A 22,868-nucleotide genomic window follows, 5' to 3' on the forward strand; every position below is an offset into this window, starting at 1 on the left:
GCCTGCGGAAACAACGAGTTGACCACAGCGTCACCCTCATTGGCACAGACCACTGGCGCCTCGCTGGTGAGAGCCTGGCGCCCGAGCCCCACCGGTTCTGTCCGCGCACGCGCGAAGGCCCGCACCGTCAGCCGACGGTGCGGGCCTTCGCGCGTGCGCGGGACCTACTGCTGCGGGGGCGGCGGCGCCTGTCCCGGCTGCGGATACCCGTAACCGGGCTGCGGGTAGGGCTGCTGCCCGGCCTGGGGATACGGCTGCGGCTGCCCGGGCTGCTGCGGGAACGGCTGCCCCGGTGCGGGCTGCCCCGGCGGAGGCTGCTGGGGCGGATACTGCTGCCCCGGGGCGGACTGCTGCCCCGGTACGTGCTGCTGCCCCGGCACCGGCTGCTGCCCCGGGCCGGCCTGCTGCCCCGGCATCGGCGGTGCGGCGACCGGCGGCGGGTTGCCGTCGGACGTCCACAGACCGTGCGACTGCTGGTGGCGGACGAAGTCCTCGGCGACCATCGCCGCGAGGTTGAAGTACGCCTCCCGCACCTTCGGCCGCATCATGTCCAGGTCGACCTCGGCGCCGGCCGCCAGATGCTCGTCGAACGGAACCACGACCACGCCGCGGCACCGGGTCTGGAAGTGCCCGACGATGTCGTCGACCTTGATCATCTTGCCGGTCTCGCGCACCCCGGAGATGACCGTGATCGACCGCGACACGAGGTCGGCGTACCCGTGCGCGGACAGCCAGTCCAGGGTCGTACTGGCGCTGCTCGCCCCGTCCACGGACGGTGTCGAGATGATGATGAGCTGGTCGGCGAGGTCGAGCACGCCACGCATGGCGCTGTACAGCAGACCCGTGCCCGAGTCGGTCAGGATGACCGGGTACTGCCGGCCGAGCACGTCGATCGCCCGCCGGTAGTCCTCGTCGTTGAACGTCGTGGACACGGCCGGGTCGACGTCGTTGGCGATGATCTCGAGACCGGACGACGCCTGCGAGGTGAACCGCCGGATGTCCATGTAGGAGCTGAGGTACGGGATGGCCTGGACGAGGTCCCGGATGGTCGCCCCGGTCTCCCGGCGCACCCGGCGGCCGAGCGTACCGGCGTCCGGGTTGGCGTCGATCGCGAGGATCTTGTCCTGCCGCTCGGTGGCGAGCGTGGAACCCAGCGCGGTGGTCGTGGTCGTCTTGCCGACACCGCCCTTGAGGCTGATGACGGCGATGCGGTAGCAGGACAGCACCGGAGTGCGGATCAGCTCCAACTTCCGCTGCCGCTCGGCCTCCTCCTTCTTCCCGCCCAGCTTGAACCGCGACCCACCGGCCGTCGGACGGCTGCTCTTCGCCTTCTGCCGCTTGTTGTTCACCAACCGGTCGGAGGACAGTTCCACGGCCGCCGTGTAACCGAGCGGCGCGGCCCCCGGGTTGGTGGCCTGCCGCTGGTCGTGCTGCATGGGCTGCGGCCAGGCCGCACCGAGCCGGGGATCGGCGGCCTGCTGGGGCGGCATCGGCTGCGCCTGTGCCTGCGGCGCGTGGGGCTGGTGCGGGGGCTGATGACCCGGCTGCCCGGGCAGCGGGGCAGCCGCGTTCGGCGGGCCCTGAGGGGCCGGCGGTCCCGGGGGAGTCGGCTGCGCCTGAGGAGTCGGCTGCGCCTGGAAGTTCGGCTGCCCCTGCCCCGGCTGGGGCGAGGGCTGGGGCATCGGCTGGGCCGACGGCGCCTGCGGCGGAAATCCCTGCGACTGCCCCTGCGGCTGACCGTGAGGCGGTCCCTGGGGCGGCACGCCGGGATACGGCTGCTGGGGGAACCCGTAACCGGCGCCGATCCCGCCCCCGGCCCCGGCCGCGGGAACGCCGCCCGGCTGTTGCGCCGGAGGCTGCGGGAAGCCGTAACCGACCGGGGGAGCGGGCGGAGCGGGCACCTGGTCCGGCGGCGTCGGCGCGGCGGCCGACGGGTTCCACGCGGCGGGCGCGGGCTGCGGAGCCTGCGGCTGGAACGGCGGCTGCGGGCCCGCCACCCCGGGCTGCTCGGGAGGCGCGGGCGCGGCCTGCGCCTGCACGGGCCACTGCTGAGCCGACGCGGGCGCGACCGGTGGGTACGACGGGGGGAGCGGGGGCATCCCGGGCTGCGGGTCCTGGACGGGCGGGGGAGCGTCTTGCACCGGGGCGCTCTGCACCGGGGTGGCGTCCGGGGACGCGTCCGGGGCGGCGGCATCCTGCGGGACGCTGTCCGCGGGAGGCCCGTCCTCGGGCCCGGCGCCGGACGCGGACTCCTGGTCCGGCCCGGCGACGCGGGGGTCGTCCCAGCCGTCGTCCTCGGCACCACGGGCCGCGTCGAGGGCTCCGGGGGCGTCATAGGTGCCCTCCTCGGAACCGGCACCGACAGCATCCGCGGTACTGGAACTGGAACCGGAACCGGAACCGGAATCGGAACCGGCGTCCCGTTCCGCTCCGTCGGAGTCCTCGGGCTCCGCGGTGTCGTCCACGACCGTCGAGGCCTCGTCCGGCGCGGTACCGGCCTCGTCGGAGCCGCCTGCCGGGCCCTCCTCGTCGGCGGCCTCCGCGGCGGCCCGCTCGGTGATCTCACGCTTCAGGGCGACCGCGGAGAACCGCATGGTCGCGCCGCTCTCGAGGTCGCCGTTGTCGAGACCGTCGTGGCCCGCGTCGGCCCTGTCCTCGATCTCGGTCTCGGGGACGCTCTCGGGTTCCTCGCCGGGCGGCGGGGCCGGGGCCTGGAGAGGGAACTCGCCGGCTGGGAAGGTCGGCGGGGCCATGGGAAACAGGGGGCCCGGAGCAGGCGGCGGAACGGCCGCGGCCTCCTGCTCGGGCTCCGAAGAGGCCGACTGCGGCTGCTGCGGCTCGAACCCGCTCCCGACCGGCAGCCTGGGCACCCCGGCCGACTCGCCGCCGGGCGGCACCGGCGGGGCGAACGGCGCCCCGGGGACCGGCGGCGGAGGCGGCGTGAACGCGGAACCCGGAGCCGGCGCCGACGGCGGGGGAGGAGTCGCCCCGGGCACCGGCGGAACCGGACCGAGGGGAGAGGGCGCAGCCGGAGCGGAAGGCGAGGAACCCCCCGGACCGGAAGACGGGCCAACGCCCCGGGCCGCCCCCTGCCCGCTGTCGCCGGAGGCGTTCTGCGTGTACCAGGCGGGCGGCGCGTAATCGATGGTGAATTCGCCGGTCGCCTCGACTGAGGACTCCGCGTCGGGCTGGTCATCGCCGGGTGTGGCCCAGCCCCCGCGGATCCCGTCCCGATCGCTGCTCACAGTTCCTCCTGGTGTGGTCGAGCACCCTCATGCCGTACTGGGGCGACCCTTGCTTGTCGTTCGAAGTTGTCCGAGGCCGTTCGAGGTCGTCCGACGCACCGGCTCTTCCCCCTGAGGACGCCGACGCCCGTTCCACGGGTCCTGACGTCGCGCCCGACACCAGCCTAATCACGAGTGACCCACCCCCGTCAGGCCCCTTGCCCCGGCGCACTCGGGTGCCCCACGCCACAACTCACACAAAAGCCATGCCCTTTCACGCCATACCGGACGCAATCGGGTGGGCCGGTCGACGTGGTTCCGTCAGTCCATCCGCCGAGGTGTGCCCAGGAGCCCGGCCTCCACATCGGTCGGCTGCGTCATCACGTACTGCCGGTCCCGTTCCGTACACCACAGGGTGACCCCGTCCGCGAGGGTCGGCAGTGCCTCGTACTCGGAGCGGGGCAGACCGGTCACGCGTCCGATCTCCACGGACTCGTCCGGCGACACACGCTGCACGCCGACCAGGCGTGCCTGACGCATCAACCGCGGTGCGAGAGGGCTCAGGTACGGCAGCAGCGTCAACACGGACTGCCAGGGGGCGGAAACCACCCGGCCACGGGGCGGACGCATGCCGCAGTCCCGGATGACCAGGACCGGAGCCGTCGCCGAGGCGCCCTGCGGCGGGACCCGGCCCACCTCGTGCACGGTCATGCCGGACTGACCGCCACCGACCGCCTGCACCACCTGTGCCCAGTGAGCGGGGCGACCGGTCTCCACGGCCACCCGGGCTCCGGTCGCAGCCACGCGCAGCGCCAGGACCTGCGTGGTCCAGAGTCCGCCGATCAGCAGGATGTCGAAGGGCGTCGGGCGGTTCACCCCGAGCACGGCTGGCTGCCCCTCGCTGTTGACGCCCACCACGACACCGTCGTCCCCGACGGGCAGACCGAGCGTGTCGACCTGCGCCATGGAGAGCGTGTGCCGGGGATGACGAGGGCCCAGGAGACCGAAACCGGTGCGTAGACGCTCCCGGAGGCCCCTGGCCGACTGCCCGGAAGCGGCGGCCGCAGGGGTGGGAGCGGCGGGCTGCGTAGAGGCCATCAGCGGGCACCTCCGAGAGGCAGGGTGGCGAGTACGCCGGGCAGTTGTTCACGGTCCAGACGCACGAGCCCGGTCCGCGCCTGGCGTGCGACGTTCTCCAGGTCCCGCCGCGCGTCGGCCAGCTCCGTGCTGCTGCGACCGGTGACCCGTACGTGCCCTGAGATCGTCACGTCCTGGTGCCCGCTCGGCGCCAGGGTGAGGCTGAACGTGGTGGCCAGCGCGGGCACCGCCGTCAACTGGGCCACCAACTGGGGCAATCCGACTCCCTGACCGCCCAACTGCGGCCAACGGCGTACCCAGTACGTGGTGTGCCGCCGGTTGTCGCACCGCCAACTGCGGCTGGACTCCTCGGTCCGCCGCCGCGGGGTGTCGCCCTGCCCCGACTGGACGGTCACCATCGGGTTGGCGCACATCGAGGTGGCGAGAGCGGACGACACCTCCTCCTCGGTCAGCAGGTTCACGCGGAAGCCGGCCCCCGTCAGCCGACTGGAGAGGTGCTCGGCCGACCGGACCAGACACTTCTGCGCTCCCGGCAGCCCGCCACCGCGCGCGGCGACCGCGTCGGGGCACAGTTCGGGATCGAGTTTCAGCGCGATCCACATGATGCGGACGGCGGGAGAGGCGATCTCGGACTGCAACTGCGCGTAGTTGGTCACCACGACCGACTGCCTGGGCAGGTGGGGTGCGGGCGCGGTCTGCGTGTGCAGCACGATCTGCGCGGACTCCAGACGGATGCCGTCCACCTCGAGCGCGTCCCGGACCAGGGCGAGCGGGAGCGGTCTGCGGCCGCGCTCGGCCCGCAGCGCACCGGCGTCGGCCTCCACCTGGAGCACGGCGGTGAGGAAGCCCCCGTCACCCACCATGCCCACCGGCCGGCGGTCGCGCTCGTCCCGGTGGACGAAGCTGTACGTGCGCAGGTTCGGTTCGCACTCCACCGCCGGGACCAGACCTGCGTCGATGCCCTGCGCCACCGGGACCTGCGATGCGCCGCGGCGGCGGGCACGCAGCGCGAGGTGGCTGGCCAGCCACTCGGGCAGCGAGCGCCGACGTCGACGTACCACCGCGAGGAGTACCAGCACCACGGCGACGGCGACCGAGGGCACCATCGCCACCGGCCCGACGAGCCAGCCGCTCACCGCCAGCGCGGCGGCCAACTCCAGCAGCACCAGCCGCTGCAGGGTGGAGGAACCACCACGTGCCGGACGGGCCTGCAGATGCGGTGTGACAGAGGCCCGGACGGTCGGCGCGATGCCTCCGGCGTCCGGCGGCGCGTCGGAACGACGGGGCGCCGAATGCGTGCGTGACCGGGTCCGCGACGCGGAAGCCATCACTCCAAATCCCCCGAACTCTCACCAAAGATATTGTGCTCAGCACACGGCAGGCTCCGGAAGCCTACCCGTGCCCCATGCACCGTCCGGCAACAGGCATAGTAGGGGCCGGGTCTGACAGCCGAGGTTCCGGAGGCGACCGGAGCGGAAGAGGGACCAGTGGCGACCACTGTGCCCCCCGCTCCACCACGCCCTCGTACGGGGAGAGAACGAAGACACATGGCATCACGGCGCGATGAACTGAACGCCCACACCTTCGCGAAGCGCCGCACTCTCGCGTCTTTCCTGCAGCCGTCCCCCTCGGGTTCGGAGGAGGGCGCGCCCAGGCCGCTGCGGGCGATCGTGCCCGGTGCCGTCGTCGGCATCGTGGTCCTCGCCGTGTTCGGTGCGGTCGGACTGTTCAGCCCGACCGCACCGAAGGGCTGGGACGACGTCGGAGGGCACGTGATCGTGGCCAGCGACTCCACGACGCGGTACGTCGTCCTGAAGACCGACGGGAAGACGCAACTGCACCCGGTCCTCAACATGGCCTCCGCCAAGCTCCTCCTCAACCCCGACAAGGACAACGTCATCACGGTCGACGAGGGCGTCCTCGACAGCGGCGAGCCACCGCACGGCGCCACGATCGGCATTCCCTACGCCCCCGACCGCCTGCCCGGTCCCGACGACGCCGAGCAGGCCAAGCGCTGGGCGGTCTGCGAACGCCCCGGCCCCGGCGGCAGGGCCATCCAGAAGGCGGCGTTCGTCCTCGCGAAGAAGGACTGGAGCAAGGCGGAGGGCCGCGACAGGCTCTCCGGCGGCGACTTGATGTACGTCGTCGGACCGGACGGCACCTCCCAGTACGTGGTCGACTCACGCGGCTCCGCCTACCCCCTGGCCGACCCCGCCGACAAGGAACTCCTCAAGGCCCTCGACACCCAGGGCCGGGTCCCGCAGCGCGTCTCCCAGGAGTGGCTGGACACCCTCCACAAGGGCGACCCCGTCGACATCCCGGAGATCAAGGGCACGCCCGGCGCGGCCGCGGGAGCTTCCGACATGCTGGGCGAGTACGACAAGGTGGGCATGGTCATCAAGGCGTACGACGGACGGCGCATGCAGTACTACGTCGTGCAGAGCGGCGCCGTGGCCCGCGTCTCGGAGTTCACGGCCACCCTGCTCCTCAACAGCGGCGCCCTCGTCGACGTCGGCCAGGCCGGCGAGGCCCAGCAGGTGAGTCCCGGCGCGGTCGTCGACAGCATCGAGTTCGCGGGCCAGCGGAACTGGCCGTCGTACCGCCCGAAGACGGTCAACGACGGTACCTCCGAGGCCTCCGGCCGCAACACCGTCTGCAACGTCCTGCGCTCGGTGGACGCCAAGAACGGCACCACGACGCTGTCCACCTGGGCGAGCACCGACTTCCCGGCCCAACTGCCGACCGGCTCCTCCAGCGCGTACGTGACACCGGGTTCCGGCCAGTTGTACCGCCAGTTCCAGGGCAGCGAGACGAAGGCGGGCGGAGTCTTCCTGGTCACCGACACCGGATTGCGCTACGCCCTGCAGTCCAACAGCGACAGCGCCACCGACGACAAGGGCATCGGCACCTCCGACAAGAAGCGCGAGCAGGAACTGAGCGAGTCCCGCATCGCCCAGACGCGGCTCGGCTACGAGAAGGTGGACCCTTCACCCGTTCCGGTGCAGTGGTCGACGTTCCTGCCCACCGGCCCGCGGCTGTCCGAGGCGGCCGCACGCCAGCCGCAGGGATCGTGACGACCGTGGCTCCCCGGAAGACCGAGACCATGCAGGCGCAGAAGTCCGCGATCCTCCCCGAGCGACAGCCCGGACGACCCTTCCCCGGGCGCGGAGCCGGCCGGGTCCGGTCACTGACGTCGGCCGTGCTCGCCGCCACCGTGCTCGCCGCACCGACCGTACTCACGCTCCTCCCCGCCGCCCCCGGGGCGCGGGCCGCCGACAGCGGGCAGTGCACCTTCCCCTCCAAGAACTACGAGGGCAGGCCGTGGGCCCTCCAGCGCGTCAACCTGGACGAGCTGTGGGCCCAGTCGAAGGGCAAGGGCGTCCAGGTCGCCGTGATCGACACCGGCGTCGACGTGAAGAACCCCCAACTCACCGCCGCCGTCGACGCGTCCAAGGGCCGGAACTACCTGCCCGAGAAGGACGACAAGGGCGAGAAGATCGAACGGGGCAACGCCCACGGCACCACCGACACCGTCGGTCACGGCACACGCGTCGCCGGCATCATCGCCGCCCGCCCCGCCAAGGGCACCGGATTCGTCGGCCTGGCCCCAGAGGCCACGATCATCCCCATCAAGCAGAACGACGCGGAAGGCAACGGCACGGCCGACACCCTGGCCACGTCGATCCGCTACGCCGTGGACGCGGGCGCCGACGTCATCAACGTCTCCCAGGACACGGCCAAGGCCGTCAAACCCGACTCGCCCCTGAAATCAGCCGTCGACTACGCCCTGGGCAAGAACGTGGTGGTCGTCGCCTCGGCGGGCAACGACGGCCTCGGAGGCAAGAACAAGAAGACGTACCCGGCCTCGTACGAGGGCGTCCTCGCCGTGGCCTCCTCCGACCGCAACAACGAACGCGCGTCCTTCTCCCAGGCCAACGACTCCGTGGGCGTGGCGGCCCCCGGCGTCGACATGATCTCCACCGTCCCCGGCGGCGGCCACTGCTCCGACAACGGCACCAGCTTCTCCGCGCCCTACGTGGCGGCGGTCGCGGCGCTGCTGAAGTCGGCGTACCCCAAGTGGACGGCCGCCCAGGTCGTCGCCCAGATCGAGCAGACCGCCGAACGCTCCATCCCCGGCCACGACCGCCTCGTCGGCTGGGGCGTGATCGACCCGGTCAAGGCCCTCACCGCCGTGGACCCCGCCAACCCGGTGGAGTCCCCGTCGGCCGAACAGGCAGGCGCCCGCGCCAAGGCCCCCGACGTCCCTCCCCTCCACGTCGGCGAAACCCCCGAGGAACGCAACACCCGCCTCGGCACCTACGTGGTCATCGGCGGCCTGGTCCTGGCAGCGGGTCTCGGCGGCACGGCAGTGGCGGTACGGGACTCGCGGCGACGGGGCTGAGTCGAACGCTCCTCCAGGCTTCGCGATCACTGACACAATGAGGAGTCTTCTACAGCCTGGGTGTATGCGGTGACCAGCTTCTTCACGGCTGCTGAATCGCCCACCTCGCCCGAGTAAACCTGGAAGGTTACGAAAAGTGTTTGGTCACCGTGCTCCGGACTCTTACAACGTGCACGTTGGGCGGCGCCTGTGCTCGACTGCAAGAAATCTTCGGAATCGGTCAACGTGGCGGAATCCAATTGAGGCACGCCCCTGGCTACGTCGGTGACGTTGCTACCCGCCTTCCACCATTCCTGACTCACTTTGAGGGCGACTTCATCATCGACGCTCACCTGACAGCGCTGGCGGCTGGGTACAGGCGTTTTCTTCTGGACAGTGATCTTTTCGCCCGCCGGTAGAAGTTCCGAGATTGTTTCGCGGTCTACCAGAGTGCCGCAAAGTTTCTCGGGAATGTCATAGGATCGTTCAGATTTGGTCCCAGAGCATCCGGCGAGCGCCATCAGCGCCATCGACATGATTGCGGCTCGGTAGATTTTCACGGGAGAACTCCAGTTCCGGTTCGTCCAGGGGAGGGGGCATGAGAGCTAGGTGCGGCTTAGTGAGCTTTGTAGCTCAAATGTCAGTCAGCAACTCGGCCCCAACTCGATCCATGTAGTCCCCTGCAGACAGATAGCCCTGAGATGCTTCCTCTTCTGCCCAGGTGGCAACATCGCCAGGGTGCTGATGTGCCCTTGCGGCTTCAAAAGCGGCACGGCGGGTGTACTTCATGTTGTCGTCCTGACCGTTTTCCCAGTTCTCGCCCATTTTCGAGCCGGCGTCGCTCTTCGCATCGCCCTCCACATCTTTGAAAATCTGTTCCATGATCACGCTGGTGACAGTTCCTGCGGTTCCCCCGACCACTGCGCCAGCAACAGGAGAAGCGATAAACGACGTACCAACACCCACGCCGAGTCCCACTGTTCCCGAAATGGTGTTCTTCCACTGGGCTACAGAGTGGTTGTAAGCGGCATCGTTCTCCACGGCGCCGGATGCAACTCCTTCGTTGCGGCCCATTGCCAGCGTCCCCGAGACCTCGCCCGAATGTCTGGCGATGGACCGGACGGTAAGCTCCATGTCGTGATCGGGGTGTCGGCTCTCGGGTAGATCGGGGTTTAGGTGATAGTCCATCAACGAGGCCATATAACTCTTCTGTCCGACCTCGACAGCAGAGTACCCTTCTGGATTCTGTCCGACAGCAAAGAGGAACCGAGAGACGTCTCGGTGATTCAACTCTGCTGAAGATCCAGAGACTGGGTAGAGATTCTCCACGCGCTTCCAGGCCTGTTGAGCGTCGACATCGCCCCTATCTGGGTTGGGGTCCACATCGGTTGCCGCACGATTGATGTCGGGCAAATATTCGGAAGCGATTTGTCCCATGCTGTCCGACATATAGCTGTGTTCGGTCAGTCGCTCGGGGTCATCGGAGATTGACGTGACGAGGCTTTCGAATAGTTGGGTTTGTCCGGTGGTGTGGCCAGAGGTATCCGACAACGGGAACAGCTCACCTGCGGGATGGCCCGTAGTCGCCGCCTCCAGGGCAAGCGCCAGATTGTTCTGCCCGGTGTGAAGCTCGTCACCCTTGAGGTTCGACTCCTGTGGCCAGTCCCGTTCTTCGAACAGGTACTGGAAGTTGGACAGGGAGACCTTGCTGTTCTTACCGTTGCCGTCAGGGTCGCGCTCGAACGGGTTATCGGGATCGTCCTTCGATACGAACTGCTGGTTGAAGAAGTCGGTGGCCGCGTCCGGGCTGTTGGACAACCCCTTGAGATATCCCGTCATAGGGTCCGAACCACTGTCCTCCCCGATACGGTTCAGGTACGGGTCCATCCCCATGCGCTGCCACGCACCATTGCGGTGCTCCCCGTTCCCCGTGAGCTTCCGCTCGGTCTCCATGAGCTTGGTGCCGTAATCCCTGAGGAACCCGTCGTCGTAGTCACCGGTCCTCATCAGGTTGCTCATGACCTGGAAGCCCATCGGTCCACCCCGGTCGCCGTACAGGGGCTTGTCACCGATGTCGATCATCGTTTGCTTCCAGGTGCCCATCGCCGTCGAGTCGCTCTGCGTCGCGGTGGCCAGCGTCATACCCAGACTGCGCTGCAGATCGTCGAACTGGTCGAGGCGCTCATGTCCCAAGTCCCAGTTTCCCCGCTGCGGATCGGTGATCCCGGTCCAGAACTCCAGCGTCTTCTTGGGGCCGAGCGCGGTGGCGAACCGCTCGGCGAACAGTTCGTCGCCGGCGTACTTCTTGAGCCCCGCGTTGAGCGTGTCGAAGTCCTTGACGCTCAGGTCGTCCGGGTTCTTCTTCGCGAGCGCGGCCAGCTCATCGGCCTTCTTGACTGCCTCGGCGGCGGAGTCCCGGTCGCCGTAGTTGGCGTTGGAGAAGCCCAGCTGGCTCTGGTCGGCGATGGCCTGGAGGACGGTCTTCGCCGAGGTGTCGCTCTCGGTCGCCTTGTTCAGAATGCCCTGGATCTGGTCCCGCAGCGCGGTGATGTCGTCCTTGTTGTCCTGGTCCATCTTGCTACGGGCCTCGGGCGGCGCGTTGGTGGTGACGGTGAACCCACCCTCGTAGCCGATGACCGTGAGGTTCTTCTTGCGGCCGCCCTCAAGAGCGTCGAGAAGCTGCTGGTGATAACCCTTCAGCTCGCCAACCGTATCGTTGAGGATCTTGTAGATGGTCCTCGCCTGGGTGTGGGCGTCGGCGAACTCGCCCGCCGTCTTCCCGATGAACTCCTTGGACACCTGGGCGTTCACACCGGCCCACTCGGCTTTGTTGGCGCCCTGGTGCAGATTGTCCTCGGCGTCCTTCTTCATCTCCGCGAGACTGCCGACGAGCGTCGACCAGTCCGTCACGGCGTCGTCGACCAGCTTGAAGTTGGCGTCGCGCAGCGCTTCGAGTTCCATGGGGTGTCCGTTCCTCGCGAGTCGGTGAAGAGAGAAGAACCGGGATGGCCCGCCCGACAGTGCGGAGCTCGTCGTGGCAACCGGCCCTCGGGCGGTGTGTCAGTCGTCCTTCTTCGGACTCTGCTCGCCGTAGATCTCGTTCTTCTTCCCGGGCGGCCCGACTCGCTCGTCGAAGCCCGTGTCCAACGTCGCGATGCTGCTCATCTGCCGCAGGATGTAGCCCTCGTCACCGTCATGGGTCTTCTTGGTGACCTGCATGTGGTTCGAGATCTGGGCACACGCGTCCATCAGGGACTTGAGCTGTTCGTCCCACCGGGTCGACACGTGCTTGAGTCCGGCGCCCAGCGCGAAGCCCTGCTTCGACAGATCTCCCGCAGCGCTGTCACTGCTGGTGATGTGGACCCGGGCCTTGTCCCAGAGCTGGTTGTACAGGGTGTGGGCGTCCTTGCCGACTTTGGTGAGGGCGTCGTTCTTGACCTTCAGATCCCCGTACTGGCTCGGCGGAGTGACGGGGCCGCCTCCGTCCAGTTGGTTCAACTGCATATGCGTGGAGCCGCCCTGCTGCCGCTCCAGCGCGTTGGCTTTGAGCTGTTCCCACTCGTCCCATGCCATGGACGGCTACCTTCCCCGTGTGCAGGACCGTCGACGCCCTCGCGGACCGGATGGCGACGTGCGGTGACCGGACTCTGCCATAACCTAGCAACGGCAAGGCGGGGCGATGCAGGCCTAGGGGCGCCCGAGACAGTAATAGAGGCAGCACGGTGACATTCCGACCCGGCCTGTCACGATCGTGGCGTTCCGAGGGAAGGGTTGACATGCCATGTCGGAACTGACGGGACTGACGATCTTCCTGTTTGTGCTCTCTGCCCTGCTCGTCCTTATGGCCTGTATCAAGGCGGACCGCGTCCGTTCTTGGCGTGAATCGCTGAATCCCTCCGGACCGGCTCTCCCGGACGCGGCTTTCGTGGTCGGCCGCGTCGTCCTGGTCGCCATGGCCGTCGCCTGCGTCGTCGTGGGTGTACAAGGGCTGGCTGTACAGGACAACGGAGAGTGGAGCGACGACGAGCTGACAAGCGCGGTCGAAGGCGCAACTCGGGCCCTGAACGGCAGCTTCACCTACGGCGACCCACTGGAGGCCGACGCTCCGGCCGACTTCGACGGGGAATACGCCCGGAAGGTCGAGCAAGAGGTGGTCGAGCACGGCGGCGGAGACGCCCCGCAACTGGGGGTGAACGCCGCATCGGTCGGTCCGGCGGTGTCCGACGAGGCCCAGTACCGCATCACCGCCCACGGGGCGGACACGGCCTTCTGCATGGACGTCAAACGCACGCACGCCGGGTACGTCGAGACGGTGGCTCCGGGTCTCTCCGGTGACGCGGCGGCGGTGAAGCTGCCGAAGTACACGTTCACCGTTTCGAGCGGAGCCGGCGACTGCTGATCCGCCTCGCAACGTGGGAGCCGGCGTTCGCCGAACCGAGGGCCGGGCCAGGCCCAGCCAGAATGCGGGAGTCTCTCCTGGCCGCCCGTCGGCGAGCGACAGCCGCCAAGTAACCTGTCCGTCACAGTTGGCGAGGTCGACGCGCAACCTGGTTGGTCGCAACGTAGCTGTTGACTACAGTGATGTTCGGCGCGACTTGAGTACAACAGTGTGCAAACGAAGGGCCGGCGGCCTCGGGTCGAAGTGCGTACGGGGAACGGGGAACGGGGGAGAGTTGACGTGGTGCTACCAGCAGTTGGGGGCGTGTCGGCCACCAGGGCAGCCAACCTGGAGGCAAGCAATGAGGCGCTGACCACGTTCATGAAGCGGGTCGACAAGGTCCTCGCAGATCTGGAGGGCTCGGCCGGCAATCCGAAGCGGGTCGGCGCGCAGACGATCACGCCTACGTCGCTGAACAGCGGCAGTCGAGCCTTCAACGAGGCCGAGGACCTGTACCTCGAGTACAACCGTGTCCACGAGCAGCTCACCAATCTGTCGAAGACGTTGCACCTGCAGATCGAGGCGATCGGCATCGCCGTTCAGGGCGCCCACGTCGGCTTCGCCAACCTCGAAGAGGAGCAGCGGCGGCGCTTCGCGGACATCCAGATTCAGATCAAATTGATCGAGAACGCGAACGGCGACGTTAGGCACACAAGGTCGACGGACACCAGCGGGAGCCTGTGACGATGACCGACAAGCAGCACGAGGCGGACGTCGCGCGGGTTCAGCAGCAGAACTCACTCACGGATGTCATCCGGGAGATCGACGAGCGGCCGAGCGGTCTCCTCAACAACATGATGCGCTCTGCGGTCGAGGCAGCAGTCGAGACAACGCCCTACGGCTCGGTTGTTCGGGGGCGCACGAACTTCGAGAACTACACCCTCAACGACATGCGCGACTTGGTCGAGCAGACCAACCCGGAGGACCTGACGTCCTCCGGAGAGGCTCTGTACAGCGCTCGGACCGCTATCCAAGAGGCGGCCGGGGAGCTCAAGGGCCACGTCGACCGAGTCCACTGGGTGGGCGAATCGGGCGATGCGTTCCGTAAGTGGGGGCGTTCACTCGTTACCAGTACGGAGGACTTGGGCGAGTACGCGGCCGGGGCCGCCGACCAGATCAGCGCTGCCGCAGCCGGATTGGCCGCAGTCCGTGTCGCCATGCCTCCGCGTGATTCGCGGGCCGTACCTACCCTGCCCAAGTCCTTCCCGGCCGACGAGCAGGTCCCCGACAACAAGGATTACGCCGCGGCGGTCGCGGCGGAGAAGAACCGCCAAGAGGCGATCAACCAGATGAACCGGTTGTCGTCGTACTACGCGGTCTCCCGGGAGCAGTTGCAGAACCTGCCGGCGCCAACATTCGAGACCATGCCGGACGTCGGGGTGCCGAAGCCCACTGGCGGGACCGAGTACCAGGAGCCGGGTGGCGGGACTGCCGGACAGGTACGGGGGAGCGGAACCGGTGGTGTCTCGAATCGGCACGCGGTCGTCACCGCAGAAGGCGGCGTAGCACCACTGGACACGGGCCGCACTGTGGGAGCTCCGGACAACACCAGCCTTCAGGCCGTCCATCCCGACGTGCCTGTCGGAACGACCATTGACAGCGTACGTACTCCGCTGCCTCCGGCAGGGTCCGGGCCCGTACACACGTTGCCGACGCCGCCACCACTGAGCGACGGCAGCGGGCCGAACGGGCCGTTCTCGACTGGCTACGCAACTCCCGCTCCCCCGGCTCGTTCGGGGCGTACCACGGGTGGACCGAATGGCCTGAGATCGCCCCAGCCCCGTCAGGATCGAGCGGGCACCAGCGATGGCAGAACCGGTGGCACGGGTCCGGGTCGTCCCACGAATCAGGGCCCCATCAACCAGGTGGGTCGGGCAACAGGTGCTGGGCAGTCGGGTGTGGCCAAGGGTGGCGCCCCAGGGGCGAAGCAGTTCCCGACGGGGCACGGAGTCAGTGGTGGCACACCGCGCGCCAATCCCGCGGGCGGAGGACCCAGAACAACAGGCGGTCCGGTCACCGGTGCAGGTCGCACGAGTGGCGTAGTCGGAGGCCGGCCCGGGGCTGCCCCCGGAGCTGCCACGCGCGGCGGTCCGAGGCTGCCTCGTGGCACAGTCGTCGGTTCCGGTGCCACGTCCAATGCTCAGTCGGGGAGGGGTCGACCCGGTCAGCGTGGCGGCGCCGACAGCACAGCCGCCTCGCGTACGCAGCCGCGTATCACCAGCACGCCCACGGGGCGCAACTCCGCAGCCGACGCGCAGCGGAACGGGATGACTCGCGGTGGCGCAGGTCTTGTACGCGGGCCTGGGGGACGTGGCCGCCCTCGTGACGAGCGCAGGGAAGAAGGGACACAGCGCCCCGACTACCTGGTCGAGGACGAAGAGACGCACCTGCCCACGAATCCGCGGCGCGATGTGCCGCCAGTTGTCAACTGAGCGCGAGCGAGGACTCACCCCATCATGAAGTCAGCAACACGTCGAGGGCTACGAGTACGTGTCGGGAGCGCCGCCGTGAGTGCCCTGGTCGCCGTCGGCGTGGGCTTCGCCCCAGGCGCCACTGCTGCGGATGTGCAGTCCGAGCAGTGGTACCTGGCACCGATGAAGGCCGAGGAGATGTGGAAGGTCACCACCGGTGAGGGCGTCAAGGTCGCCGTCATCGACTCCGGAGTCAATCCCAATACGGCGTCCCTCAAAGGCCAGGTTCTGGTCGATGAAGTGCCCAAGGAGGTCGCCCACGGTGCCACGGACGACTACGAAGGCCACGGGACGTCCATGGCCGAGTTGATTGCCGGCACCGGCGCGGGCGGCGGAATCAAGGGCTTGGCGCCTGGCGCGAAGATCGTGCCGTATCGCCTCGCGCTGTCGGGTTTGAGTGACGCCAAGGAGAAGGAACTCGCTCCTACCTCGCAGGAAGCAGTCAGAGCGGCTGCAGACAGCGACGCACAGATCATCAGTATGTCCTTCGGCGGCGAAGCTTACGAGGCGGAGATGGAAGAGGCGGTGAAATACGCTGCTTCCAAGGGGAAGCTGTTGATTGCGAGCGTGGGCAATAGGGGCCTGGATGACGGCTTCATTGGGCTGCCCGCTGCCTACCACTACGTCTTGGGCGTTTCGTCGATCGACGAGAAGAGTCATATCTCGGACTTCGCCTCAAGCGGCCAGTACGTCGACTTGGTGGCCCCGGGTGAAGACATGCCGGGCTATTGCAAGCCGAACTTCAAGGACTACTGTCACGACCTCTCGGGCACCAGCGCCTCCGCCGCCATTGCCTCCGGTGCCGCCGCCCTCATCTGGTCCGCCCACCCGGACTGGACCGCGAACCAGGTCACGCGTGCGCTGATCGACACCGCCGGCCGCACGTGGCCGAAGGACGAGCCGACCAAGAACGCCGGCTACGGGACCATCCGTCCTCGCTCGGTGTTGCTGAACCCGGACTACGACCCGGGCCCCCCGTACTCCGACCCACTCGGGAAGGAGAACAAGGAGAAGGGGGGACAGTTGGTGACCGAGATTCCCCCCGCGTCCGCGTCCGCCTCCGCCAAGCCCTCCGCGGGTGCAACAGCCGCGTCACAAGGTGCGGAAGGCTCTTCTGCGGACAAGCAGGCGGCAGCAGGATCGGACGATGCGAAGGCCGCGTCGGCCGACGCGGCCGACGACAGCAGCAGCACGCTGTGGATCACGCTGGGTGCCGCCGCAGCCGTGGTCGTGATCGGCGGGGTCGCCTTCGCCGTACTGCGGGCGCGGCGCGCGAACTGACGCCGGCGTCGCCGGTGTCGTATCAGAGAAGGAACAGGGAGGGCAGAGGCGGACATGGCCGTCGACCAGAAGCTCGAAGATGCAGCGGTAGCCAAGCTGCAGAAGGACATGTACGAGAAGTTCGACAGCATCCGCAAGCGGGTGCACAACCTCCAGGGTGTCATCGACAGCCTTGAGGGTCAGTGGCAGGGCATCGGTCGTGCTGAGTTCGACAAGAAGCAGTACGAGATCAACACGTCTCTGCAGAACATGGGCCGCATCCTGGGTGATGTCATCGAGGCGATGACCGCGACGCGCAACATCAAGGACGACAAGGAAGACGAAGTCCGCGCGGCCGTGAGGAAAATCGACGTCCACGACGGCGCTCCCGCGTCTTCGCCGTTCAACTCGTTCTGACCGAGTGGGTTCAACATCGGCGCGCTGCCGAGTACGGGCGTCGGTGGAAACAGCATCAGCCGCAGTCGAAACGAAACGAGGTAGGCAGGAATGACAGGACCGGGCCGTAACGCGGATGGTCTGCAGGTATCGTACGACGGGCTCGATGTCGCTGCGACCAACATCGCCAACGAGGCGAAGCTGCTCGACGAGGACATTCAGCAGCTCCGTAAGATGGTGGAGAACAGCAGGCAGTACTGGGTAGGCAAGGCCCAGGGCACCTACGACGAGAAGCTGGGCCGCTGGGACGTGGAAACCAGGGACATCCACCAGGCACTCATGGGTATCGGCCACGTCGTGGGCATGTCCGGCGGTACGTACATGGAGGGTGACCTGGCTGCGTCCAGGTACCTGCAGTAGTCACAGCAGCAACAACAACGAGGGTGGGCGTGCGCGGGAGACGTCCACCCTCGCGGCGTTTCGGGAGCAGGGCGAGGGTCAGTCGGGCAGTTCCAGGCCCGTGCAACCGTGCCGGACCGCCGAACGCTCGGCGAAGGCGTGCAGGGCCGAGCGGAGGAACTGCTTCGTCGGAGCGGCGTAGACCGTCGCGTCGATACGGAAGACGGCCGGGACACTGCTGCCCGGGCAGGACGCCGTCGCGGTCGCACTGTCGCGCGTGAGGGCCGGTTCCGGCCCGTCGTCCTCGTGGTCGGCCGGCCGAAGACGCTGCGCGTAGGGACCGAAGGACGCCTCCAGGGAGTAGAGGACCTCGTCCCTCGCCTCGGTCTCTCCCAGTAGACAGCGCTCCAGCGGTGAGCTGTCCGATGCCACGCCTTCCCGGATCCAGTTGATCCACTGGGACTCCGGTATCCGGATGCCCTCGCAGGTTCCCGAGGTCCCGGGCGGGGCGAGTTGCCCCTGTGCGAGCCGGAGTTCGGGTATGCGTCCGCCGAAGGACGCCTCGCACGACTGCCGGTCTGCCGCCTCGCGCGCGATGGCTGTGGCCAGTTCGCCCACGGCGCGGCTCTCCTCCGCGTTCTCGTGGGACTCGTCGCCGTCGATGCTCACCACCAGGGACGCGTCCTGGTTGGTGCAGGGCAGGACGACAGCCGTGGTCCGCAGGTCCGTGTAGCCGCGCCAACCGCCGCCCAGCCCCACGGGCAGGTGGTCAGAGGCGTTTCTGCGCAGCGTGCTCAGCATGTCGGGACCGACGTCCTGCCGGGTCGCGTCGGCACGGATCAAGCCGATGCTCACCACGAGGTCCGCGACCCGGCACGAGCGGAAGCGGTCCTGGCCGTAGCCTTCCTCCGCATCCTGGGAGAGGCCGACCTCGGTGTTGAGAGCGGTGAAGACGGCCGACTCGTCGTACGGGACCAGCCCGCCGCAGTAGGTCGCGAGCTTGTCCTCGTACCGCCACCCCCTGCCCGTGTCGCTCACCCGGTACCAGACGTAGACCGCCGTGAGGGCGAGCGCCAAGGGCAGGACGCAGAAGAACGCGAGCCGCCGGACGACCTTCACTGCGTGCCGTCCTCCTCCACCAAGCCGACCTGAACCAGCGGCTTCCCCCGCCGGCGGGAGACGAACACGCCGCGCCCCGGCGGCATCGGACGCGGGCGGACCCCGCCCAGCAGGTCGCCCTCGGTGGGATCGCCGCTGAGGACGACTCCCTGGGCGCCCAGTTCCTTGATGCGCTGCATGAACGTCTCGTAACCGGCCCGGCCCGCGCCCGCCGTGGAGCGGGCGATGATGAAGCGCACGCCGACGTCGCGGGCGAAGGGCAGGAGTTCGGTCAGGCCCGCCAGCGGGTTGCCGCTCGACGTGGCGACCAGGTCGTAGTCGTCGACGACGATGTACACCGTCGGACCCTGCCACCAACTCCGGTTGCGCAGCTGCTCCGGTGTGACGTCGGCGGTCGGGGTACGGCGCTGCATCAGCTCGGCCAGCGCGTCCATGTGGTGCTGCATCTGGTTCGACATGGGCACGTACTCGGCCAGGTGCGAGGCCGGCGTCACCCCCAGCAGGGAGCGGCGGTTGTCGATGACGAACAGCTTGCAGGAGTCGCCGTCGTAGCGCTCGGTGAGCCGCTGGATGAGTGCCTTCAGCACGTTCGACTTGCCGGACTCGCTCTCACCGAAGACCAGGAAGAACGGATCCTGGTCGAAGTCCACGAAGACCGGCTCGAGGGCGTCCTCGTCGAGTCCGAAGGACACGCCGCGCCGCGGGAACCGGTCGCCGGGAGGAAGCTGGCGCAGCGGGAACTCGCGCGGCAGCAGACGCACCGCGGGTGCGCCCGGCTGTTGCCAGTGCCGGGAGACCTCGGCCCCGAGTGCCTGCGTGGCCTCGGCGAGGTCCGTGTCGGACGACAGACCGTCCATGCGCGGGACGGCCGCCATGAAGTGCTGCTTCTGCGGAGTCTGGCCGCGCCCGGGCACCCCCGTCGGCACGGTCGCCGCCACCTTGCGGTCGAACTCGGAGTCCATGGGGTCGCCGAGCCGCAGCTCGAGGCGGTTCATCAGCTGGTCCTTGAGGTTGCTGCGGACCTCCATGGAACGCGACGCGGTGAGGATCAGGTGGATGCCGTAGCCGAGACCGCGCGCCGCGATGTCCAGCACGATCGACTCCAGCGCCTCGTAGTCCGCGCGGAAGCTCCCCCAGCCGTCGATGGCGAGGAAGACGTCGCCCCACGGCTGGTCGGTCACCGAGATGTCGCCCCGGGCGCGGCGGGTGCGGAACTCGGCGATCGAGGAGATTCCCGCCGCACGGAAGTACTCCTCGCGACGGGTCATCACCCCGTAGACCTCGGCCGCCGTGCGCCGTACCTTCTCGGGGTCGAGGCGCGAGGCCACACCTCCGACGTGCGGAAGGCCGGCCACTGCCGACAGGCCGCCGCCGCCGAAGTCCAGGCCGTAGAACTGCACCTCGTACGGGGTGTGGGTGAGTGCGAAGGACGCGATGAGCGAGCGCAGGAGCGTCGACTTGCCGGACTGCGGTCCGCCCAGGATCTGCATGTGGCCGGCGGCACCCCCGAAGTCCACCCAGAGCGGATCCCGGCGCTGCTCGTACGGCTTGTCGACGATGCCGACGGGTACCACGAGCCGCCCGGCGCCCTCGTAGCCCGGCTGCGTCAGCCCACGACCCGTTACCTGGGCGAGGCCGGGCAGCAGCGCGTCGAGCGACGGTGGGCTGTCCAGCGGCGGCAACCACACCTGATGGGCGCTCGGACCCTGCGCCTCCAGGCGCCGTACGACGACGTCGAGGACCGTGTCGGCGAGCGCCTCGTCGACCTCGTCCGGGCTCTCCTCGCGCTGCGGTGGCACCGCCACGTACCGCACCGGGACCTCGGCGGCCGTGAAGAGCACGGGCTGCCGGTCGACCGGCAGCCCGCCGCCGGGGACAGCCGTCTGCTGCGCGCCCGTGCGGTACATGCCGGAGACGTAGGCCGCCTTGAAGCGCACCATCTCGTCCGTGCCGAACTTGAGGAAACCGGAACCGGGGACGTTGGGCAGCTCGTAGGCGTCGGGCACGCCGAGCGCGGCGCGGGACTCGGCCGCGGAGAAGGTACGCAGACCGATCCGGTACGACAGGTACGTCTCCAGACCGCGCAGACGGCCCTCCTCCAGCCGCTGCGAGGCGAGCAGCAGATGGACGCCCAGCGATCGGCCGATACGGCCGATCTGCACGAACATCTCGATGAAGTCGGGCTTCGCCGTGAGCAGTTCGCTGAACTCGTCGATCACCAGGACGAGCGAGGGGATCGGCTGGAGCGCGGCTCCGGCCGCACGGGCCTTCTCGTAGTCGTGGATGTTGGCGTAGTTGCCCGCGTCGCGGAGCATCTCCTGACGGCGGTTGAGCTCGCCGCGGATCGAGTCGCCCATCCGGTCGACCAGGGTCAGGTCGTCCGCGAGGTTGGTGATCACGGCGGCGACGTGCGGCAGTTGCGCCATCCCGGCGAAGGTCGCACCGCCCTTGAAGTCGGCGAGTACGAAGTTGAGGGTCTCGGACGAGTGGGTCACGGCCAGACCGAGGACCAGTGTGCGCAGCAGCTCGGACTTGCCGGAACCGGTCGCGCCCACGCACAGTCCGTGCGGCCCCATGCCCTCCTGCGCGGCTTCCTTGAGGTCGAGCATCACGGGCCTGCCGTCCTCGCCGACACCGATCGGCACCCTGAGCCGCTCGGACTGGGAGCGGGGCCGCCAGGTCCGACGCGGATCGACCGAAGCGGCGTCACCGAGATTGAGGAGGTCGGTGAACTCCAGATTGGCGAGCAGCGGCTCGTCGTTGTCCCCGCCCGTTCCCACGCGCAACGGCGCGAGCTGCCTCGCCAGCGCTTCCGCGCTCTCCTGGGAGAGGACGTCGGGGACGCCCTCGTAGACGGCGCCGTGTGCCGCCTCCAGGCGCAGTTCCTTCGGCTGTACGACGACCGAGAGGTCGCCGCGTCCGGTGGTGAGGGTGCCGGGGACCACTTCGAGGACGGTCACCCCCTGCAGGCCCTCGGGGCTCGCCAGCAGTGACGTCGGCGGCAGGGAGACCCCGTCGAGCACGATGACCAGGTGCGGTTGGTCGGGCACCGGGCGGCCCTCCGGATGGAACCGGGGGCGGCCCTCGAGACGGGCGCCGAGCAGCTCTTCGAGGGCCCCCGGATCGGCCGTCATCAGACGCCGGGAACCCGCGCCGTCCGCGGCGCCGCCCGCCTGGGCGTGCGGGAGCCACTTGGCCCACTCCCATTCCGCCGCCGACTCCCGCCCGGTGGCGACGGCGATCACCAGGTCCTCGGGGGAGTGCAACGCGGCGAGTGAGGCGGTGACGGACCGGGCGGTGCCGCGCACGGTGACGGGCTCGCCGCTGATCGTCAGGTGGTAGAACGCACGCAGCGAGACCGCCATCGGCAGGTGCTCGAGGGTGCTGTGGGTGGCGAGGAACCGGTGCATGGCACCGGCGGTCAGCGGTTCCAGCTCGTCCACGGGAGCGGTCTCCGGCGGCACCAGGGGAGTGGCCAGGGCCTGCGGGCCGAGACCCACGCGGACCTGGGCGAAGTCCTCGTCGCCCGTGCGCCGCTCCCACAGCCGGCTGCCCTCGGCGACCAGGGCCCACAGCTGTTCCGGCGACGGATGCAGGTAGTACTGCGCGTCGCGCTGGGCCTTCGCCGTCGCGTGGGCGGTGCGCCTGGTCTGCGACAGATAGCGGAGGTAGTCCCTGCGCGTGTCGGCCATCTGCCCCTGGTTGCCGCGGCGGTAGCGCACCAGCATCGCGATGCCCATGGCGATCGTGGACGCGATCATCACCATGCCCATGATCTTCATGATGGGCTGGGCCGAGGGGTTGAAGAAGAACACCACGGACCCACCCATGCCGAGCATGGGCAGGAGTTGCATCCACGCGCCCTCCTGCTGCCCGCGCGGAAGCTCCGGCGGCGACTGCAGGTGGACCTCCTCGGTGGGCACGTTCTTCGGCAGCGCCCGAGGTGGGCGCTTGACGACGATGTGGCTCACTTCGCACCAATTCCCTTGCCGGCCCGACCTGTTCCGTCCACCGCCCGTCTCCCGGTGGACGTCGATCGCAAAGGGCGATCCTACTGACACACACGGACAGCAGTGGGCGGT

Annotated in this window: 15 protein-coding genes; 7 read left to right on the top strand and 8 right to left on the bottom strand. The window is 68.7% G+C overall.

The genetic code is table 11. The annotated features are described in order from the left end of the window. Positions 1-164 precede the first annotated feature (164 nt). The 3 genes from BJ961_RS08335 to eccE form a co-directional block, all read right to left on the bottom strand. Positions 165-3,245 carry an SCO5717 family growth-regulating ATPase gene (locus tag BJ961_RS08335; RefSeq protein ID WP_271320661.1) on the bottom strand — a complete coding sequence of 1,027 codons (3,081 nt, stop codon included), beginning with the start codon at positions 3,243-3,245 and terminating at the stop codon, positions 165-167. Between the two features lie 300 nt (positions 3,246-3,545). Then, positions 3,546-4,322 (bottom strand): hypothetical protein, encoded by a 777-nt coding sequence (locus BJ961_RS08340; RefSeq protein WP_271320662.1) that lies wholly within the window; start codon positions 4,320-4,322, stop codon positions 3,546-3,548. Next, positions 4,322-5,650, bottom strand: a complete 1,329-nt coding sequence (eccE, locus tag BJ961_RS08345; protein ID WP_271320663.1) for a type VII secretion protein EccE — start codon at positions 5,648-5,650, stop codon at positions 4,322-4,324. Before eccE ends, BJ961_RS08340 begins: the two co-directional genes overlap by 1 nt. A gap of 219 nt (positions 5,651-5,869) precedes the next feature. Here eccE and eccB point away from each other — a divergent pair, with 219 nt between their 5' ends. Next, positions 5,870-7,396 carry a type VII secretion protein EccB gene (gene eccB, locus BJ961_RS08350; RefSeq protein ID WP_271320664.1) on the top strand — a complete coding sequence of 509 codons (1,527 nt, stop codon included), beginning with the start codon at positions 5,870-5,872 and terminating at the stop codon, positions 7,394-7,396. A 125-nt stretch (positions 7,397-7,521) separates the two neighbouring features. Further along, positions 7,522-8,724, top strand: coding sequence for a type VII secretion-associated serine protease mycosin (mycP, locus tag BJ961_RS08355; protein WP_381161171.1), 1,203 nt, complete (start codon positions 7,522-7,524; stop codon positions 8,722-8,724). A gap of 26 nt (positions 8,725-8,750) precedes the next feature. On the opposite strand, the gene BJ961_RS08360 is transcribed toward mycP, so the two are convergent. From BJ961_RS08360 to BJ961_RS08370, 3 genes are all read right to left on the bottom strand, one after another. Next, positions 8,751-9,263, bottom strand: a complete 513-nt coding sequence (locus BJ961_RS08360) for a hypothetical protein (RefSeq protein WP_271320666.1) — start codon at positions 9,261-9,263, stop codon at positions 8,751-8,753. Positions 9,264-9,336: 73 nt separating this feature from the next. Further along, complete coding sequence (locus BJ961_RS08365) at positions 9,337-11,664, bottom strand: hypothetical protein (RefSeq protein WP_271320667.1); 2,328 nt, start codon at positions 11,662-11,664, stop codon at positions 9,337-9,339. Between the two features lie 99 nt (positions 11,665-11,763). Continuing rightward, positions 11,764-12,276, bottom strand: a complete 513-nt coding sequence (locus tag BJ961_RS08370) for a hypothetical protein (RefSeq protein ID WP_271320668.1) — start codon at positions 12,274-12,276, stop codon at positions 11,764-11,766. Positions 12,277-12,484: 208 nt separating this feature from the next. On the opposite strand from BJ961_RS08370, the gene BJ961_RS08375 reads away from it, so the two are divergent. The 5 genes from BJ961_RS08375 (at position 12,485) to BJ961_RS08395 (ending at position 17,688) form a co-directional block, all read left to right on the top strand. Next, positions 12,485-13,102, top strand: coding sequence for a hypothetical protein (locus BJ961_RS08375; RefSeq protein ID WP_271320669.1), 618 nt, complete (start codon positions 12,485-12,487; stop codon positions 13,100-13,102). Positions 13,103-13,405: 303 nt separating this feature from the next. After that, positions 13,406-13,825, top strand: a complete 420-nt coding sequence (locus tag BJ961_RS08380; protein WP_381157273.1) for a hypothetical protein — start codon at positions 13,406-13,408, stop codon at positions 13,823-13,825. A gap of 1,772 nt (positions 13,826-15,597) precedes the next feature. Continuing rightward, positions 15,598-16,893 (top strand): S8 family serine peptidase, encoded by a 1,296-nt coding sequence (locus BJ961_RS08385; RefSeq protein ID WP_271320670.1) that lies wholly within the window; start codon positions 15,598-15,600, stop codon positions 16,891-16,893. Positions 16,894-16,947: 54 nt separating this feature from the next. Further along, a complete protein-coding gene (locus BJ961_RS08390; RefSeq protein WP_271320671.1) occupies positions 16,948-17,289 on the top strand; it encodes a WXG100 family type VII secretion target in 342 nt (113 codons plus the stop codon). A gap of 90 nt (positions 17,290-17,379) precedes the next feature. After that, the gene (locus BJ961_RS08395) at positions 17,380-17,688 is read left to right on the top strand and encodes a WXG100 family type VII secretion target (RefSeq protein WP_271320672.1); all 309 of its coding nucleotides are present in this window, start codon (positions 17,380-17,382) and stop codon (positions 17,686-17,688) included. Between the two features lie 78 nt (positions 17,689-17,766). On the opposite strand, the gene BJ961_RS08400 is transcribed toward BJ961_RS08395, so the two are convergent. Both BJ961_RS08400 and eccCa read right to left on the bottom strand, forming a co-directional pair. Further along, complete coding sequence (locus tag BJ961_RS08400) at positions 17,767-18,786, bottom strand: hypothetical protein (RefSeq protein WP_271320673.1); 1,020 nt, start codon at positions 18,784-18,786, stop codon at positions 17,767-17,769. After that, complete coding sequence (gene eccCa / locus BJ961_RS08405) at positions 18,783-22,757, bottom strand: type VII secretion protein EccCa (protein ID WP_271320674.1); 3,975 nt, start codon at positions 22,755-22,757, stop codon at positions 18,783-18,785. Before eccCa ends, BJ961_RS08400 begins: the two co-directional genes overlap by 4 nt. Between the last annotated feature and the right edge of the window lie 111 nt (positions 22,758-22,868).

The organism is Streptomyces lienomycini, assembly GCF_027947595.1.
Classification (GTDB): Bacteria; Actinomycetota; Actinomycetes; order Streptomycetales; family Streptomycetaceae; genus Streptomyces; species Streptomyces lienomycini.

Bases quoted from the DNA above. Each gene is read 5' to 3' on its own strand.
- BJ961_RS08340 (WP_271320662.1), bottom strand. From the start codon at position 4,322: ATGGCCTCTACGCAGCCCGCCGCTCCCACCCCTGCGGCCGCCGCTTCC.
- eccE (WP_271320663.1), bottom strand. From the start codon at position 5,650: ATGGCTTCCGCGTCGCGGACCCGGTCACGCACGCATTCGGCGCCCCGT.
- eccB (WP_271320664.1), top strand. From the start codon at position 5,870: ATGGCATCACGGCGCGATGAACTGAACGCCCACACCTTCGCGAAGCGC.
- BJ961_RS08365 (WP_271320667.1), bottom strand. From the start codon at position 11,664: ATGGAACTCGAAGCGCTGCGCGACGCCAACTTCAAGCTGGTCGACGAC.
- BJ961_RS08370 (WP_271320668.1), bottom strand. From the start codon at position 12,276: ATGGCATGGGACGAGTGGGAACAGCTCAAAGCCAACGCGCTGGAGCGG.
- BJ961_RS08375 (WP_271320669.1), top strand. From the start codon at position 12,485: ATGTCGGAACTGACGGGACTGACGATCTTCCTGTTTGTGCTCTCTGCC.
- BJ961_RS08385 (WP_271320670.1), top strand. From the start codon at position 15,598: ATGAAGTCAGCAACACGTCGAGGGCTACGAGTACGTGTCGGGAGCGCC.
- BJ961_RS08390 (WP_271320671.1), top strand. From the start codon at position 16,948: ATGGCCGTCGACCAGAAGCTCGAAGATGCAGCGGTAGCCAAGCTGCAG.
- BJ961_RS08395 (WP_271320672.1), top strand. From the start codon at position 17,380: ATGACAGGACCGGGCCGTAACGCGGATGGTCTGCAGGTATCGTACGAC.